A 15,129-nucleotide genomic window follows, 5' to 3' on the forward strand; every position below is an offset into this window, starting at 1 on the left:
AGCTACTCCTTTTAACCGTTACCGTATTAAAAAGAATTGGATATAATAATATACGGCCGGAACTGTAAACATAATACTATCAAATCGATCCAGGACACCGCCGTGTCCCGGCAATAGTTTACCTGAATCTTTAACACAACAAAAGCGTTTTAATGATGATTCCACTAAATCACCAAACGGAGCTGCCAAGCCAACAAATAATCCCATGAAAAATAAATGAATCAATTCAATATGAAAAATATAGCCGAAAATCACTACCGACAAAATGCTGCCAATTAATCCGCCTACAGCTCCTTCCCGGGTTTTTCCGGGACTAATAGCCGGACATAACTTAACCTTGCCAAATTTAGAGCCAACCAGATAAGCAAACGTATCACTGGCCCAGGTTCCAATAAATGCTATCCACAAAAACAGTGCACCCATAGACATTCCTGCAGATGAGCCGCCGGTCAGCGAAGGGTCCAGGAACCGCAGCAGCAGTAAATGACTGAAAGGCAAAGCAATATATAAGAAACCAAGCAAGGTAAATGCTGCATCTACTAATGAAAACTTGCCATAAGAAAATACTGTTTTTCCTAAGACTATTAATGTAATAAATGTAATAACAGTTACAGTTTCTTGTGAATTTCCGATCCATGCGCATCCCAAAACGAGGGCTACACCAATGAATCCTAACAAACGGGACGGATAGTGCCCACCCCGCCCTACCATTACACAATACTCATGCCATGCTGCCAAGGCCAAGAAGCTGACTGTTATCCCAAATAACCATTGTCCGTAATTAATAACATATACGGCAACAGGTATGCCGACCAAGGCTGTTGCAATTCGTTTTGCAAGCATAAGCCACCTACTTCTACTTTTTCAGTCCGCCAAATCTACGTTCCCTATTTTGGAAATCGATGATTGCTTGAACGAGCAGTTCGGGAGTAAAATCAGGCCAGTTTGTTTCTGTATACCAAAACTCAGTATATGCACATTGCCATAATAGGAAGTTGCTAATCCTAAAATCCCCGCTCGGTCGAATTAAAAGATCCGGATCAGGCAAGTCACCCGTGTAAAGATTCTGTTGTATGGTATTCTCTGTAATATCTTCCGGTTTTATCAATCCATCCCGCACTTGGCTGGCAATAAGCTGAACAGCGCGCGTAATTTCCGTCCTGGCACCATAGTTTACAGCCAAGTTTAATACCAGTCCGGTATTATTTGCAGTGCGAGTCTGGGCCTTTTCAATTTTATGCCTTAAGCCATCTGACAATTCTTCCGTCTTGCCAATGAATCGCACCCGAACATTATTCTGATGCATTTCTTCAATATTGCCGTCCAGGTATTCGGCAATCAGCTTCATGAGTAAACCAACTTCTTCAGCAGGTCTTTTCCAGTTTTCCGTGGAAAAGGCGTAAGCAGTAAGCGCTCCAACTCCAATGTCTGAAGAAAATCTAACTATTTTTTTCAGTGTTTCTGCCCCTTCACGGTGGCCAAAGGCACGCGGCATACCCCGTTTTTGTGCCCATCTTCCATTACCATCCATAATGATGGCGATATGCTTGGGAATTCTTTTTTCATTTAGAACTTGATACAAATGAGACTTATCTTCTGTTCCGCCAAGCTTACCGAGCCATTTTTTCCACACGACTTAAAAACCTCCAAGCCAAACTTTGAAACCCCCTCTTGCAAGGGGGTTTCAGTTATGGAGCTGTAATAGCACCAACAGGGCAAACCGCCGCACAGGCACCGCATTCAACACAATCTTCGCTGATCACGAAAATCGGGCTGCCTTCACTTATGGCACCAACTGGACAAGTAGCTGCACAACTGCCGCAAGCGATACACTCAGCATTAATTTTATAGGACACAGTCAAGCCTCCTTTCCCATTTTGGCCGCAACAGTCAAATGATATGTATTGTTCGCATCAATGCGCTGGCATAAAATATAAAGAATATCCTCTTCCAGCGAAAATGTAATGCGAGGCGGGCGAGTATAGTTAAGAATGTAACGATAGCCGTTTTTGTTAAGCTCAGCAGTAACGTCCATTAATGGACGGCCTACTGCATCAATACGCTGTACCATCTGTTCACTATTCATAAAAAACTACACTTCCATAATCTCTTTTTCTTTCGCAGCCATAACAGTATCGACTTCTTTAATATATTTATCCGTCAATTTCTGCATATCATCTTGAGATTTCTTAGCTTCATCTTCAGAAATGGTTTTGTCTTTTTCTAGCTTTTTGATTGCATCATTTGCGTCCCGGCGAAGATTCCGAACAGCAACACGAGAATCTTCCGCTTTTTTATGCACCATTTTCACCAATTCAGTCCGCCGCTCTTGAGTCAGCTGGGGAATATTCAGGCGAATTACGGAACCATCACTATTCGGACTAAGGCCTAAATCCGATTTTTGAATTGATTTTTCAATAGGTGCAAGCATGTTTTTTTCCCAAGGCTGAATGATAATCGTCCTTGGTTCAGGCACTGATATGTTTGCTACCTGATTAACTGGTGACGGTGTGCCATAGTAATCAACCATAATTTTATCGAGAAGCGATGGAGTAGCTCGCCCGGTACGAATAGAAGCACATTCTTTGCGGAGAGCTTCTATCGCTTTTCTCATTTTATCTTCGTGTAAAGTTTGTATTTCTTTAACGGTCATTTTTTAGCCCCTCCCACAATAGTACCAATATTTTGTCCAGTCGCCGCTTTTAAAATATTACCAACTTCATCAATACTAAAAACAACAATTGGAATATTATTATCCATACATAACGTGGTTGCCGTAGAATCCATAACCCCTAAGCCACGCTTAATTACTTCCAGATAATCTAATTCGGTAAATTTTACAGCATCAGGATTATGACGAGGATCGCAATCGTACACACCATCGGCAAATTTTTTCGCCATTAATATGGCATCTGCCTCTATCTCGGCAGCGCGCAAAGCAGCCGTTGTATCGGTAGAAAAATACGGATTGCCGGTACCTGCTGCAAAAATTACCACCCGGCCCTTCTCTAGATGACGCATGGCTCTGCGACGAATATAGGGTTCGGCTACCTGCCGCATTTCGATTGCAGTTTGTACCCTCGTATCAACACCGCAGTTTTCCAGCGCATCCTGTAAGGCTAATGAATTCATAACCGTTGCCAGCATGCCCATATAGTCTGCTGAGGCGCGGTCCATCCCCTTTGCACTTCCAGCTAAGCCCCGCCAGATATTGCCACCGCCAACGACAACTGCAACCTCCAGGCCGGTATCCCTCACATCCTTAATTTGGCGGGCAATCGAATCCGCAATTTCCGGATCTATACCATACCCTTTGTCACCCGCCAGAGCTTCACCACTTAATTTTAATACTACCCGTTTATATTTTGCGGCTCCCAAGCTACAAGCCCCCGTTCTATAATATGGATAAAATCAATTTATTAGGCTGTTTAGAAAATAAGAGAACACAAGGTGTTCTCTTATTTAGTAACAGCAGCCATCACTTCTGCAGCAAAATCATTGCTTTTTTTCTCGATGCCTTCGCCTAATTGATAACGAGTAAAGCGACGAATATTGATATTTTCACCGATTTTCGAAATGCTCTCATTAATTAATTGAGTAATCGTTTTATCGGTATCTTTAATAAACAATTGTTCAAGCAAGCATACTTCTTTGTAATACTTTTCAACCCGGCCGTCAACCATTTTTTCAACGATATGAGCAGGTTTTCCTTCATTCAGTGCTTGTGCACGGAATACTTCGCGCTCGTGTTCTACCACACTGGCAGGCACTTCACTGCGAGATACGAAGCTCGGATTTGCAGCAGCAATCTGCATAGCAATATCGCGGGCTAATGCTTTAAAGCCATCAGTTTTGGCAACAAAGTCGGTTTCACAGTTAATTTCCAGCAATACGCCGATCCGGCCGCCACCATGTATGTAGGATTCAACCAAGCCTTCAGCAGCAACACGTCCAGCCTTCTTCGCAGCAGCTGCCAGACCTTTTTCCCGCAGAAAGTCCACTGCTTTCTCCATATCTCCGTTAGTCTCAGTTAATGCTTTTTTACAATCCATCATGCCTGCGCCTGTAGTTTCGCGCAGTTCTTTTACCATAGCCGCTGTTATCATGTTAATTCCTCCTGTCTACTAGTAAAGGTAAGGAGCATATTAATTACCCCTTACCTTTATGTCTACTAATTACTCAGCTTCAGCCAATTGCTCGCCTTGTCTTCCTTCCAAAATAGCATCAGCAACTTTGGCAGTAAGCAGCTTAACGGCACGAATTGCATCATCATTGCCGGGGATTACATAGTCGATTTCATCGGGATCGCAATTTGTATCCACGATAGCAACGATAGGAATACCCAGTTTACGGGCTTCAGCAATAGCAATACGCTCTTTGCGAGGGTCAATTACGAATAAAGCACCAGGCAATTTATTCATACTCTTAATGCCGCCTAAGAATTTTTGCAACCTGTCCATTTCATGGCGCAAGGTTATAACTTCTTTTTTCGGCAATACGTCAAATGTGCCTTTCGCTTCCATATCTTCCAATTCACGAAGTCTGCTGATCCGTTTTTGGATTGTTTGGAAGTTGGTCAGCATGCCGCCTAGCCATCTTTCATTAACAAAAAACATTTCGCAGCGTTGTGCTTCTTCTTTGACGGCTTCTTGTGCTTGCTTCTTAGTGCCGACGAAGAGAAGAGTTTGTCCTTCGGCAGCAAGATCACGTACGAAATTGTACGCCTCTTCTACCTTTTTAACGGTCTTCTGCAGATCGATAATGTAGATACCATTACGCTCTGTGAAGATATAGGTTGCCATTTTGGGATTCCATCTTCTGGTTTGATGTCCAAAATGAACACCGGCTTCCAAAAGCTGTTTCATTGAAATTACTGACATGGATACACCTCCTGTTATTTACCGCCGCAAGCCGCATTTTTTGTTTTAACCGGGAACCGGCACAGCAACAAAATTGGCATGCGTGTGTGTTTTAACACCAAAAGGTATTGTAACATAAATCCCTAAATATAACAAGTATTAAATCTGTCAATTCAGTGATAGTATATTGTTTTTTTTAGCGTTTATTCAATTGCAGCAATAACATAATCTCGCCTTTGCCTAAACCGGTAGCTTTGGCAATCTCGGTAACACTATAACCTTGATCTGTCATTGCGATAATCAAGCGTTTTTTATCATTATTGATCGTCTCCGGTTTAGGAGATAGTGTAGTGTTAACCGTTAAGTCCAAACCAGGAAGCTCATCAAGATCTTGATCTTCTTCCTTCTTAGGTCCGCTTTCCCAGCTCTTTACCTCGTTGAGCGGCAATTGAACAGCTCGGTTCACCACTTCATCTGCCGTTTGAATTTTATGTTCTAAAAGAGCAATTTTATGATCAGCTTCTTCGAGCAGTACCTCTAGATGGGCAATTTGTTCTTCTAACCTGGCAACTACTTTATCAGCCGTTTGTTCAAGCTGCGCCTGGAATAAATTTGCCTGGTCATCAACATGTAAGGAAAACATTTTCGTTACCATATCCCGTTTATACACAGCTACTGCAACTAAAGAAAGAAATATGACAACAACTATTATCAGGCCGGTAAGCATTCCCAACACCTCAGGTCATAATATCAATATTTTTTCCCCTCACCGGGTCAGCAATTTGTTCTTTTTGCTCAGACGTTGTCGTGAAAGAGCGCTTATGTGCATGTTCCCTTTGCTCTTTCGGATCTTTTTTGTTGTCCCGATCCACTTTCTTCTTCTCCGTTTTTTCCATTTCCTGCACTTGCTGCTGCCTGATTGCAGCAAGGTGCTGCAGCTGCTCGCTTGCCTGCTGCTGCTGCACAATTGGCTGGTGATCATGCTGCTGCTGTACCTTGCTGGCCTCAGTTGAACGGGGAATCATGCCTTGCAAATCAATAGACCGTATATTCATGGACTCGATCCACTCCTTAACCGGAATCTATTTGTAAGGGCCTACCTTCACATCATCGTCTTCTGCATAAAAAGTTACGAACCGCATAACTTCCCGAATCGGTTTTACATGAGATCCAACGACAATTTTTACTCCTGGATAGACAACGTCTAATATTTTAATTTTGCCGTAACGCATCTCTTCGAAAGCAAGTTCAATCTCTGCTATCCGGTTACGAATGGTTTCCGTTTGGCCGACAAGATGAAACTGCGCTTTTGTCAGCTTCAGCAGCATTTCCTGTTTTTCTTTTGGCATACTGCTTTGATCCATTGCTTTTAATATCAATAATGCCTTTTGTGTTTGTTCCAGATTATGCTGGATTTTTTTAATTTCCTGCCGTAGAGTCTGATATTCTTCCCGCAGCATCGGATTGATGCCAACTTCCAGGTCAGTGGTAGCAGCCAGTTGAGTACCGGCCACTTTCGCCCGGATTTCTTCGCCGGCAATTACCTGCCCACCGGCAATGAGCCCTCTTTTCCCTTCTATCAACGCCTTTTTGCCGGAAAAAAGCTTACTATGCAGAACAACCTCACTGACTACAATATCCTTGCCGGCATAAACGGTTGCATTTTCAATAAACTTGGCAACCACATTTTCACTTGCCTTAACATAACCACGCTGCATCCCCTGGATTCCCATACGGATAATAACGTTTTTCCCTTCAACCGTACCACCGCTGACAGTCCCCGATACCTCGACATTTCCTTCCGCTTTGACAGTAAACCCGGCTTGAACCGATCCTCGGATAATCACGTTACCGACAAAATCAATATTACCTGTTGAAAAATCAATGTCACCTTTTACTTCAATCACCGGAATCACATTAATTTTGTTATTAACAATCATCAACTGCCCGGCAATAGAAGCTACTATTTTGGTATTATCCACGGCATGGACATTTTTTCCTATCGGCAGCATAATATCTTTCCCCGGTTTTGCGGCAATCGGCTGCCCCAATATATCAATTCCGGCAGTTCCGGGAACGACAGGTATTTTTTCAGCTATAACCTCATCTTGCCGAACGGTTGTAAAAGTATTTAAATTTTTATGATCAACACGGCCATCCTCCAACTCAAGCGGCCGACCTTTATTTTCAAGATCCACATGATACTGAATATATGCATCTTTGCCATCTATCGGACTTAACCCCTTGGCACAGACTGTTCGTAAACCGGGGCGCTGGAATGCTTTTTGGACGGCATCCATGTCAAGACCATACGTTACTCCGGCTTCCCGAATCCGGTCCAAAACCTCTTCAAGCAGTAAAGGGCGGCTTCTTTTGGGCACTATTATAACTAAATTTGCTTCCAGACGATCCCTGGATACTAAGACCTGTACTTCCGGCTCAGCCTCAGGTTGAGGAGGCGGGGCAACTTGAACAGGCACTCCAGCTGCCTCTTTAACTGTACGCATAATTAACGTTAGATTATAGTCTTTAATATCCCGGTTATGCAGTTCTGTTACAATTGCCGGTTCTTTAACTGCTTCCCCATCTCCCTTAGGAGGAAATACTTTTAAGAAAACACCGCTATCGCTAACAGCAACTTCAAAATAACCATTGATCGAGTCAGTGGCATCTGCAATCAGTTCAAAATCTTCCACTTTTCTCCCCCCTTTATTAGAAAAAAGACTTGGCTTTGCACCAAGTCCTCCCGGACGCAGGTGAAGCCTATACCGTTTTTATTCACACTGTGAGAATGTTAGTCTCTTTAGTAAGATAAAAGCTACAATAAGCTGGACTTTATCCTGGATAAAGCACCCCGCAAACGAAAAATCGCTTTTGTATGAAGTTGAGAGATGCGCGCTTCAGAAAGTTTGAGGATCAAACTGATTTCTTTTAAGGTTAACTCCTCATAATAATAAAGAGTTACTACTAATTTTTCCTTTTCTGGAAGCTTGTCAATCGCTCTCATTAAGCTGTTTTTTACTTCTTCTACTTCAATATTCTGAGAAGGGCTGGCAACATTGCCTGCTATAGTTTCCGACTGTATAAAATCCTCCAAAGGGACCAAGGTACTTGTATTTAGTTGATTAATTAACGTATGCAGTTGTTCGAGCGAAATCCCTAATGCCTCAGATATTTCGCTATCTGTTGCCGACCGCCCCAGCCGGCTTTCTAACTCAGCCAGCGTTTGTTCATATTGCCTGGCTTTTTGCCGTACCGTTGCCGGCAGCCAGTCCTGTGACCGGATCGTATCCAAAATTGAGCCGCGTATTCTGGTCACAGCGTAGGTTTCAAACTTGACATTGCGACTAAGATCATACCTTTCAATCGCATCAAGCAAACCAAAGAAGCCGCTGCTAATGAGATCATCACGGTCAACATGCTGCGGCAGACTAATTGCAACCCTGCCCGCAACCAGCTTGACAAGCGGTAAGTAATTTTCAATGATTTTTTCCCGGACGGTATCTTTTTTTGTTTCCTGGTATTCTAGCCATAATTTCGCTAATTCGGCAGAATGGTTTTCGTTCTTTTCGATCATTCTCACGCAACCCCCAGATTAATAAACGCTAACTTGATCGATATACACGCTTAACCATATCAGAAGTAAGAGGACGAAATCCATCATCTGATTGCGCAAGCTCAGTGGAAAGTTGCTCATTGGAAGCAGGCTTATCGGTAACGTCAATATTCTGACCTTTTAGCGCTGTATCGGTTGCAGCTCGCGCCAGCAGCGTTTGAGCCATTCCTCCAAGCAGAAAACCACCACATCCAAAAACGACTAAAGAAATCCCTGTACGATATAAAGCTGTTATTGGGCGAGTATCATTCACCAAACCGCTAATAAATGTTAATAAGCCAGCAATAACCGCTAAGAACAATGCTACACGGAGTTTGAACAATCCTACCCCCTCCTTACTACAGTTCCTTTTCCCCTTTATCTATAGTCTTTACACGAAAGACGCCTGTATCCAATTTCAATTCCACTGTTCGCCCATAATTTCCACCTGTGTCATCAGCAAGCAGCCGGATATCGAGCTGTTTCAAAATCGCTCGAACAGCTTCAGCATTGCGTTCCCCGACACGCATAATATCAGTCGTATTTGTGAAGGAAAACATTTGAGCGCCACCGGCAATTTTTGCCGTTAAACGAGTTTTACCAGCACCTAATTTCAATAAATCATCCAGCATTTTAGGAAGAGCTGTATCGGCAAACTTTGCCGGATTCTCAGTAGAGCGGGCCTGTTTGCTGTCAGGAAGCATAATATGAGCTAAGCCTCCTATTTTTGTAACAGAATCATATAAGGCAATTCCTACACAAGACCCTAACCCATAGCTAATTAAGCTGGCAGGATAGCGGCCAACTTTATAATCGGCCATACCAACTTTAATTAATTCTGTCATTATTCCTTCACCCCTATTGCTGCCAAAATCGTGCTTAGTGAACCGGGGTCAGGAATAAGAAAGAAATGACCTTTGACACCATCAGCTTCTGTTGTGAATTCTGTTTCAATTACTAGAGCATGATCGCCCATTTGACCTAATTGAATTAGAATTACACTCAATATTGCACCCGCCATATCAATCGCCAGAGCAGGGATAGAAGGCAGCAGCGTAAGTTTCGTAAAATGAGATAACGCATTTAAGTATGCGCCGGCAAGGATATTGCCAATTTCCATCAATGCTGATTCATCCATAGAATTTAGAGAGGTTGTCGCCCCCTGTCCTCGTCCCATCAGCATGTCAACCAGATAGAAGGCACTGTCGCGGGGAAGCAAAAACAAGATACTGCCAGGAGCAGGCCCAAAAACCCGCAGATATACCCCGGCAACCATTGCATCCGGTCCCCCTACAACATCAGGAACATCGCCGAGAGGTAAAATAGAAACTTGTGGTACAGTCATATCTATTTTGCGATTAATAATTTGGGATAGGGCAGTAGCAGCATTACCTGCTCCTACATTGCCAATTTCTCGCAGTGCATCCAATTGCAACGATGAAAGTTTCAAAATATCTTCGGCCAATGTTTCCACCTCATCCAATTTGATTATTTACTAGTTTCCTGGCTGTAACCGATAATGGTCTCTAAATTAAGTAAAATAAGCAGACGATCATCCAACTTGCCTACACCGCTTAAATAATGAGTAATGCCGCCGCCAGCAACAGTCTGAGGCGGTTCAATACTTTCCTGGTTAATTGTTAATACTTCTGAAACGGCATCAACAATGATGCCTACCGTAATCTCATCAACTTTTACAATAATAATCCGGGTATCGTCAGTATACTCCATAGCTGACAAATTCAAGCGTTTCTTTAAGTCGACAACCGGCAGTACACTCCCGCGCAGGTTCATGACCCCTTTTATGTAGTCAGGCGTATGAGGGACCCGTGTAATATCAGTTATTCGCTTTATTTCCTGAACCTGGAGAATACTAACGCCGTATTCTTCCTTACCCAGCTTAAAAACAACTAATTGTAATTCGTTTGTCGAGTACGTTTTTTCCGTCATAACCGATCCCTCCCTCACTGCATCAGTGATCCTACATCCAGAATAAGCGCCACTTGACCATTTCCGAGAATAGTTGCGCCAGCAATTACTTTAATGCCTGCCAGCAATTTTCCTAACGATTTAATTACGATTTCCTGCTGTCCGATTAAAGTATCAACGATAATTCCTGCTCGTTGATCTCCCATATGCACTATTACAACAAACAAATCGTCATTGGCCTGGACAGAAGCTTCAGGCACATTCAGCATATTAGAGAGGCGGACAATGGGAATAATTTGACCTCGAAGCAAAATAACTTCTTGACTTTGAATCGTCTTTATATCTTGATATTGAATATTAATCGTACTGTCAATCGACCCTAATGGAATGGCATAAATTTCTTCGCATACTTTAACAAGCAAGGCCTGAATGATGGCAAGCGTCAACGGCAGACGAATTTTAAATTTACTGCCTTCATTAACCTTTGTTTCTACATCTACCATACCGCCCAGCGATTCAATCTTAGTCTTTACAGCATCCATACCAACACCACGGCCTGATACATCAGTAACGGTATCGGCAGTCGAAAATCCAGCTGCAAATACTAACCTTACGGCCTCAGCAGCATCCATTTTTTCAGCTTCTGCTTGGCTGATAAGGCCTTTTTGCACCGCTTTTTGTTTAATGATCTCCGGATTTATTCCCTTACCGTCATCTTCAACAACGATGATCACGTTATTTCCTTCATGACGGGCAATTAACCGGATTTCGCCGATAGCCGGTTTGCCCTTAGCCTGCCTTTCCTGAGGCGACTCAATGCCATGGTCGATAGCATTACGCAGTAAATGCACCAGTGGATCGCCAATCTCATCAATAACGGTGCGGTCCAGCTCTGTTTCTTCACCCTGAATAATCAAGTTAACTTCTTTGTTCAAATCCCGGGATAAGTCACGCACCATACGGGGAAAACGGTTAAATACTTGTCCCACAGGAACCATTCGCACTTTCATGACCACAGCCTGCAGGTCGGTAGTAACCCGGTCCATTTGCTCAATCGTTTCCACTAAGTCAACTAACCGGTGGGTTAATCCGATTTGCTCCAGACGGGTTTTATTAATAACTAGTTCACCTACGAGGTTTAAGAGGGTATCCAACTTATCAATATCAACACGGACAGATTGTCCACCTTTTAACTTCTTCTCAACTGGCACAGCTGAGTTTACAACCGGCTGCTTGTCCTTCTCCTCTGCCTTTTCCACCGCTGCAGGCTTGGCAGTTGCCGGTAAGACTACTGCTGTCTGCTCATTTGCCGGTTGAACTTTCATCGACAATGAGCAAGGTAGAACGGTAACTTTATCAATTTCTGATATAGCCAGCAAGGTTTGTTCCAATTTTTCCGGTTCTGCTCCAGTTACGGCAACAACCTGGAAGCTATGATCAAAGTTTTCTTTTTCCAGCTCTTCCGTAGCAGGAATACTTTTGATCACATCGCCCAGTTCTTCCAGGGCATTCATCACCATATAGGCTCTAGCCGATTTGAGCAGGCAGCCTGTTCGTAGTGAAACTTGAATTTCATAAGCACGCATACCTTGATTTTGGGCGGCCTGAATGACATTTGTTTCCGTATCACTAAAAGTGATTGTACTAGCTAAAGCCGCTGCTTTGTCTTGCAGGGCCGGCGCCGGAGGAGCAGCGACTGTCTCTCCTTTGGCCAAGGCGGTAATTTTATTCAGCAGTGCTTTTATATCAATTTCTGAATCACTATTACTTGCAACCTTTTCCACTAATTGCTCTAGTGTATCAATACATTTAAATAACGTATTCAATATGTCTTCATTGGCTGTTAGTTGGGATTTACGTAAAAGATCCAAAATATTTTCCATTTCATGGGTTAGTTCGGCAATTGTAGTAAATCCCATGGTTGCCGACATTCCCTTAATGGTATGGGCACTGCGAAAAATCTCATCCAGCAGCTGCAAATTACTTGGATCATGTTCCAGATCCAACACACAACGGTTGAGGGTTTGCAAATGTTCGCGGGATTCTTCTAGAAACATTCCCATATATTGGTTGATATCCATAAAATACCCTCCCTATATTATTTTTTTACCGCCCTGACAATTTCTTCCGCGATGTTCGGAAGAGGCGCTACCCGGTCTACTATATTTAATTCGATTGCTGATTTTGGCATGCCGTAAACGACAGCCGTTGTATGATCTTCAGCAATTGTGTGACCGCGCTGGTTCTTTATAGCCTGCATTCCCTTTGTGCCATCATGCCCCATGCCGGTGAGAATTACGCCAATGGTTCGGGATCCATAGATTCGGGCGACTGACTCCATCATGGGATCTACAGCAGGCCTATGTCCGCCTACAGGTGGATTTTGGTTAAGCTTTATCACCGTTTTATTACCTTCCCGCTCGAAAAGCATATGATAGTCACCCGGCGCGATAAAAACCATTCCCGGACGAATTACATCATTATGCTCTGCTTCTTTAACAGTCAAAGAAGCAAGTGAATTCAGGCGCTCTGACAACGATTTGGTAAAACCTGGCGGCATATGCTGGACAATTACTACACCACAAGGCAGATTACCCGGTAAGCGCACCAGAACCTCCTGTAATGCTCGCGGACCACCTGTAGAAGTTCCAATTGCAATAATTTGCTCATTTTGAACGCCTGCTGCTCCCCCTTGCCCAGCCACGGGAAAAGGCGGCAGCAGCGCGGTATTTGTCTTAGGTTTTACGAGCTGTGCAACATTAGCTTTTACAGCAGATCTTGCTTTTTCAATAATTTCACTGCGTATTTCACTAATGCTGGAAATAGATCCCGACGTTTTTGCTACAAAATCAACTGCTCCTAAAGCCAGTGCCTGCATAGTAGCCTCTGCTCCGGCGCGGGTCAAGCTGCTAATCATTAAAACCGGCGTAGGGACTTCTTTCATAATTTGGCCTAAGGCTTTAATGCCATCCATAATCGGCATTTCAACATCAAGTGTAACTAAATCCGGCTTAAGCCGCTTAATTTTATCTAGTGCATCTTTTCCATTGCGTGCCGTGTCGACAACTTTAAAATCAGATTCGGCAGCAAATAGATCAGACAACAGCTTACGCATGAAAGCAGAATCGTCAACAATCAGCACATTAATCATGTCATCGTTCACCATCCTAAACTAAACCCCTTTTTGACGCTGTTCCAATTGTTTTTTAAATATGTATTTAATCAGTTTGCTGCGATCTCTTTCCTGAATTTCAATAAATTTAATGCCAACCCAGAATATTGGGTTTTCTGCCTGTGGCTGCTCGACGCGTACAACTTCGCCGATTGCTAAAAAACTGTCACTGCCGGGGATGTCGATAATGAGCTGTCCTTTTGCTCCAATCTCAAAGGTTTGGCGAGCAACAATCTGAAGCCCCCCACCGCTAATATCTTTTGTCTGTACGTTAAAGGTTGGCGTATCAACAGCCGCTCCCGCTTCATCCTGGGCAAGCAGTTTAAATTGTACCGGAATCATTGCAGACGTCCGTACAAACGACCGGAGCTGAACTTTTTTTAATTCCTGAGGCAGGCAAACTACCCATGTGGGAATTGGATGAATTGTTTTGCGAAGCAGTTTTGACGTAAACTGATATACTGCTCCATCTATAATGAATTGCCCTGTAAAAGACTGTCCCTGAGCAAGCATTACCGGATACCCCTTGCTCATAGGCATGGCAATTACTATTTCATCGCCAATAATCTCTTCAATCCGGCTGCCATATTGCTCATTGGAATTCAATATTATTTTTAATCGTTGATTAACTTTGAAAATAGTATGGGAAATGATAGTCCCGTCCTCCCTCAGCGATTCAGTATTACCACATCATTTCTAAGAACTTGTTAAAAAATCCTTTAATTCCCTTAGATTGCGGTATATTTTCTCCATATATCAGCCGCTGAGCAATATGCTCTATGCAACGGGAACAAATTGTATTGGGGAATTGGATAAAAACCGGAGTCTGATTTTTGACTGCTTTAATCATATTGCGGTCTTCATAGATAAATCCTAAACTGCTGATCGGTACTCCTAAAAAACGTTGGGAGACCTTGATTAATTTATCAACAACCATCTGGCCCTCATCGATTTCCACAACCCGATTTACAACCAACCGTAAAGGCGCAGTACCAGCATGTCCGGCATAGGCCTTCATCATCGCATATGCATCTGTGATCGCAGTAGGTTCCGGTGTCGTCACAATGATCACTTCATCAGCCGCTATAACAAAATTTAAAACATTGCGGCTCAACCCCGCGCCAGTGTCAATTAAAATAATATCTGCCCATTTATCACATTGCGTAACTTGACTGATGATATGCTGCAGCTGCATTTGATTCAAATTCGCCAGATGATAAATCCCTGAGCCACCGGACATAAATTTTATGCCTTGCGGACCATCAGCAATAATATCTTCAATTTTAACGCCATCCTGCAGCAAGTGCAGCATGTTGTATCTAGGCGAGCTGCCTAAAACAACATCGACATTAGCCATCCCCAAATCAGCGTCAATGACAAGTACTTTCCGCCCTAATGAAGCCAAAGCTAACGCGAGATTAACCGTAAAATTCGTTTTACCAACGCCACCCTTACCGCTCGTTACGGTAATGACCCGGGCTCTCGATTCAGTCTGCTGCTTAATGATGGCGCTTTTCGGTTGATTCTGTGTGCTTTGTACCATTTGTCTCAATTTCTCTGCTTGATCGTGCATC

At 43.2% G+C, this 15,129-nt stretch carries 20 protein-coding genes; all 20 read right to left on the reverse strand.

The genetic code is table 11. From position 1 onward, the window contains the following. Positions 1-18 precede the first annotated feature (18 nt). Positions 19-843, reverse strand: coding sequence for a phosphatidate cytidylyltransferase (locus EV210_RS01525; RefSeq protein WP_132074515.1), 825 nt, complete (start codon positions 841-843; stop codon positions 19-21). A 13-nt stretch (positions 844-856) separates the two neighbouring features. Then, positions 857-1,633, reverse strand: a complete 777-nt coding sequence (locus EV210_RS01530; RefSeq protein WP_132074518.1) for an isoprenyl transferase — start codon at positions 1,631-1,633, stop codon at positions 857-859. A 55-nt stretch (positions 1,634-1,688) separates the two neighbouring features. Beyond that, the gene (locus tag EV210_RS01535; protein WP_132074521.1) at positions 1,689-1,856 is read right to left on the reverse strand and encodes a DUF362 domain-containing protein; all 168 of its coding nucleotides are present in this window, start codon (positions 1,854-1,856) and stop codon (positions 1,689-1,691) included. Positions 1,857-1,858: 2 nt separating this feature from the next. Continuing rightward, the gene (locus tag EV210_RS01540) at positions 1,859-2,086 is read right to left on the reverse strand and encodes a hypothetical protein (protein WP_132074524.1); all 228 of its coding nucleotides are present in this window, start codon (positions 2,084-2,086) and stop codon (positions 1,859-1,861) included. Positions 2,087-2,092: 6 nt separating this feature from the next. Further along, positions 2,093-2,653: a ribosome recycling factor gene (gene frr, locus EV210_RS01545; protein WP_132074527.1), complete on the reverse strand. Its 561-nt coding sequence runs from the start codon at positions 2,651-2,653 to the stop codon at positions 2,093-2,095. Continuing rightward, complete coding sequence (gene pyrH / locus EV210_RS01550) at positions 2,650-3,378, reverse strand: UMP kinase (RefSeq protein ID WP_132074530.1); 729 nt, start codon at positions 3,376-3,378, stop codon at positions 2,650-2,652. Before pyrH ends, frr begins: the two co-directional genes overlap by 4 nt. A gap of 80 nt (positions 3,379-3,458) precedes the next feature. Continuing rightward, entirely contained in the window at positions 3,459-4,106 is a 648-nt protein-coding gene (gene tsf, locus EV210_RS01555) for a translation elongation factor Ts (RefSeq protein WP_132074533.1), read from the reverse strand. A gap of 69 nt (positions 4,107-4,175) precedes the next feature. Further along, on the reverse strand, positions 4,176-4,880 hold the full coding sequence (rpsB, locus tag EV210_RS01560; RefSeq protein ID WP_132074536.1) for a 30S ribosomal protein S2: 705 nt from the start codon (positions 4,878-4,880) through the stop codon (positions 4,176-4,178). A 175-nt stretch (positions 4,881-5,055) separates the two neighbouring features. Further along, entirely contained in the window at positions 5,056-5,586 is a 531-nt protein-coding gene (locus EV210_RS01565; protein WP_132074539.1) for a DUF6115 domain-containing protein, read from the reverse strand. 10 nt (positions 5,587-5,596) lie between these two features. After that, complete coding sequence (locus EV210_RS01570; protein ID WP_132074542.1) at positions 5,597-5,914, reverse strand: hypothetical protein; 318 nt, start codon at positions 5,912-5,914, stop codon at positions 5,597-5,599. A gap of 27 nt (positions 5,915-5,941) precedes the next feature. Next, on the reverse strand, positions 5,942-7,555 hold the full coding sequence (locus tag EV210_RS01575; protein WP_132074544.1) for a FapA family protein: 1,614 nt from the start codon (positions 7,553-7,555) through the stop codon (positions 5,942-5,944). Between the two features lie 122 nt (positions 7,556-7,677). Beyond that, positions 7,678-8,436 (reverse strand): FliA/WhiG family RNA polymerase sigma factor, encoded by a 759-nt coding sequence (locus tag EV210_RS01580; RefSeq protein WP_132074548.1) that lies wholly within the window; start codon positions 8,434-8,436, stop codon positions 7,678-7,680. A 28-nt stretch (positions 8,437-8,464) separates the two neighbouring features. After that, the gene (locus EV210_RS01585) at positions 8,465-8,797 is read right to left on the reverse strand and encodes a hypothetical protein (protein ID WP_132074551.1); all 333 of its coding nucleotides are present in this window, start codon (positions 8,795-8,797) and stop codon (positions 8,465-8,467) included. 16 nt (positions 8,798-8,813) lie between these two features. Further along, entirely contained in the window at positions 8,814-9,299 is a 486-nt protein-coding gene (locus EV210_RS01590) for a chemotaxis protein CheD (protein ID WP_132074554.1), read from the reverse strand. Then, complete coding sequence (locus tag EV210_RS01595) at positions 9,299-9,919, reverse strand: chemotaxis protein CheC (RefSeq protein ID WP_132074557.1); 621 nt, start codon at positions 9,917-9,919, stop codon at positions 9,299-9,301. Before EV210_RS01595 ends, EV210_RS01590 begins: the two co-directional genes overlap by 1 nt. A 23-nt stretch (positions 9,920-9,942) precedes the next feature. Next, positions 9,943-10,404 carry a chemotaxis protein CheW gene (locus EV210_RS01600; protein WP_132074560.1) on the reverse strand — a complete coding sequence of 154 codons (462 nt, stop codon included), beginning with the start codon at positions 10,402-10,404 and terminating at the stop codon, positions 9,943-9,945. A 14-nt stretch (positions 10,405-10,418) separates the two neighbouring features. After that, the gene (locus EV210_RS01605) at positions 10,419-12,464 is read right to left on the reverse strand and encodes a chemotaxis protein CheA (protein ID WP_132074563.1); all 2,046 of its coding nucleotides are present in this window, start codon (positions 12,462-12,464) and stop codon (positions 10,419-10,421) included. A gap of 17 nt (positions 12,465-12,481) precedes the next feature. Beyond that, on the reverse strand, positions 12,482-13,534 hold the full coding sequence (locus EV210_RS01610) for a protein-glutamate methylesterase/protein-glutamine glutaminase (RefSeq protein ID WP_132075088.1): 1,053 nt from the start codon (positions 13,532-13,534) through the stop codon (positions 12,482-12,484). Between the two features lie 21 nt (positions 13,535-13,555). Beyond that, entirely contained in the window at positions 13,556-14,227 is a 672-nt protein-coding gene (locus tag EV210_RS01615) for a flagellar brake protein (RefSeq protein WP_312201412.1), read from the reverse strand. A gap of 10 nt (positions 14,228-14,237) precedes the next feature. Continuing rightward, positions 14,238-15,128 (reverse strand): MinD/ParA family protein, encoded by an 891-nt coding sequence (locus EV210_RS01620; protein ID WP_132074569.1) that lies wholly within the window; start codon positions 15,126-15,128, stop codon positions 14,238-14,240. Between the last annotated feature and the right edge of the window lies 1 nt (position 15,129).

The organism is Anaerospora hongkongensis (assembly GCF_004339805.1).
GTDB lineage: Bacteria > Bacillota > Negativicutes > Sporomusales > DSM-15969 > Anaerospora > Anaerospora hongkongensis.

Excerpts from the sequence above, each read along its gene's own strand:
- EV210_RS01525 (WP_132074515.1), bottom strand. The coding sequence starts at position 843 with ATGCTTGCAAAACGAATTGCAACAGCCTTGGTCGGCATACCTGTTGCC.
- EV210_RS01540 (WP_132074524.1), bottom strand. The coding sequence starts at position 2,086 with ATGAATAGTGAACAGATGGTACAGCGTATTGATGCAGTAGGCCGTCCA.
- frr (WP_132074527.1), bottom strand. The coding sequence starts at position 2,653 with ATGACCGTTAAAGAAATACAAACTTTACACGAAGATAAAATGAGAAAA.
- tsf (WP_132074533.1), bottom strand. The coding sequence starts at position 4,106 with ATGATAACAGCGGCTATGGTAAAAGAACTGCGCGAAACTACAGGCGCA.
- rpsB (WP_132074536.1), bottom strand. The coding sequence starts at position 4,880 with ATGTCAGTAATTTCAATGAAACAGCTTTTGGAAGCCGGTGTTCATTTT.
- EV210_RS01565 (WP_132074539.1), bottom strand. The coding sequence starts at position 5,586 with ATGCTTACCGGCCTGATAATAGTTGTTGTCATATTTCTTTCTTTAGTT.
- EV210_RS01570 (WP_132074542.1), bottom strand. The coding sequence starts at position 5,914 with ATGAATATACGGTCTATTGATTTGCAAGGCATGATTCCCCGTTCAACT.
- EV210_RS01580 (WP_132074548.1), bottom strand. The coding sequence starts at position 8,436 with ATGATCGAAAAGAACGAAAACCATTCTGCCGAATTAGCGAAATTATGG.
- EV210_RS01590 (WP_132074554.1), bottom strand. The coding sequence starts at position 9,299 with ATGACAGAATTAATTAAAGTTGGTATGGCCGATTATAAAGTTGGCCGC.
- EV210_RS01600 (WP_132074560.1), bottom strand. The coding sequence starts at position 10,404 with ATGACGGAAAAAACGTACTCGACAAACGAATTACAATTAGTTGTTTTT.
- EV210_RS01605 (WP_132074563.1), bottom strand. The coding sequence starts at position 12,464 with ATGGATATCAACCAATATATGGGAATGTTTCTAGAAGAATCCCGCGAA.
- EV210_RS01610 (WP_132075088.1), bottom strand. The coding sequence starts at position 13,534 with ATGATTAATGTGCTGATTGTTGACGATTCTGCTTTCATGCGTAAGCTG.
- EV210_RS01620 (WP_132074569.1), bottom strand. The coding sequence starts at position 15,128 with ATGCACGATCAAGCAGAGAAATTGAGACAAATGGTACAAAGCACACAG.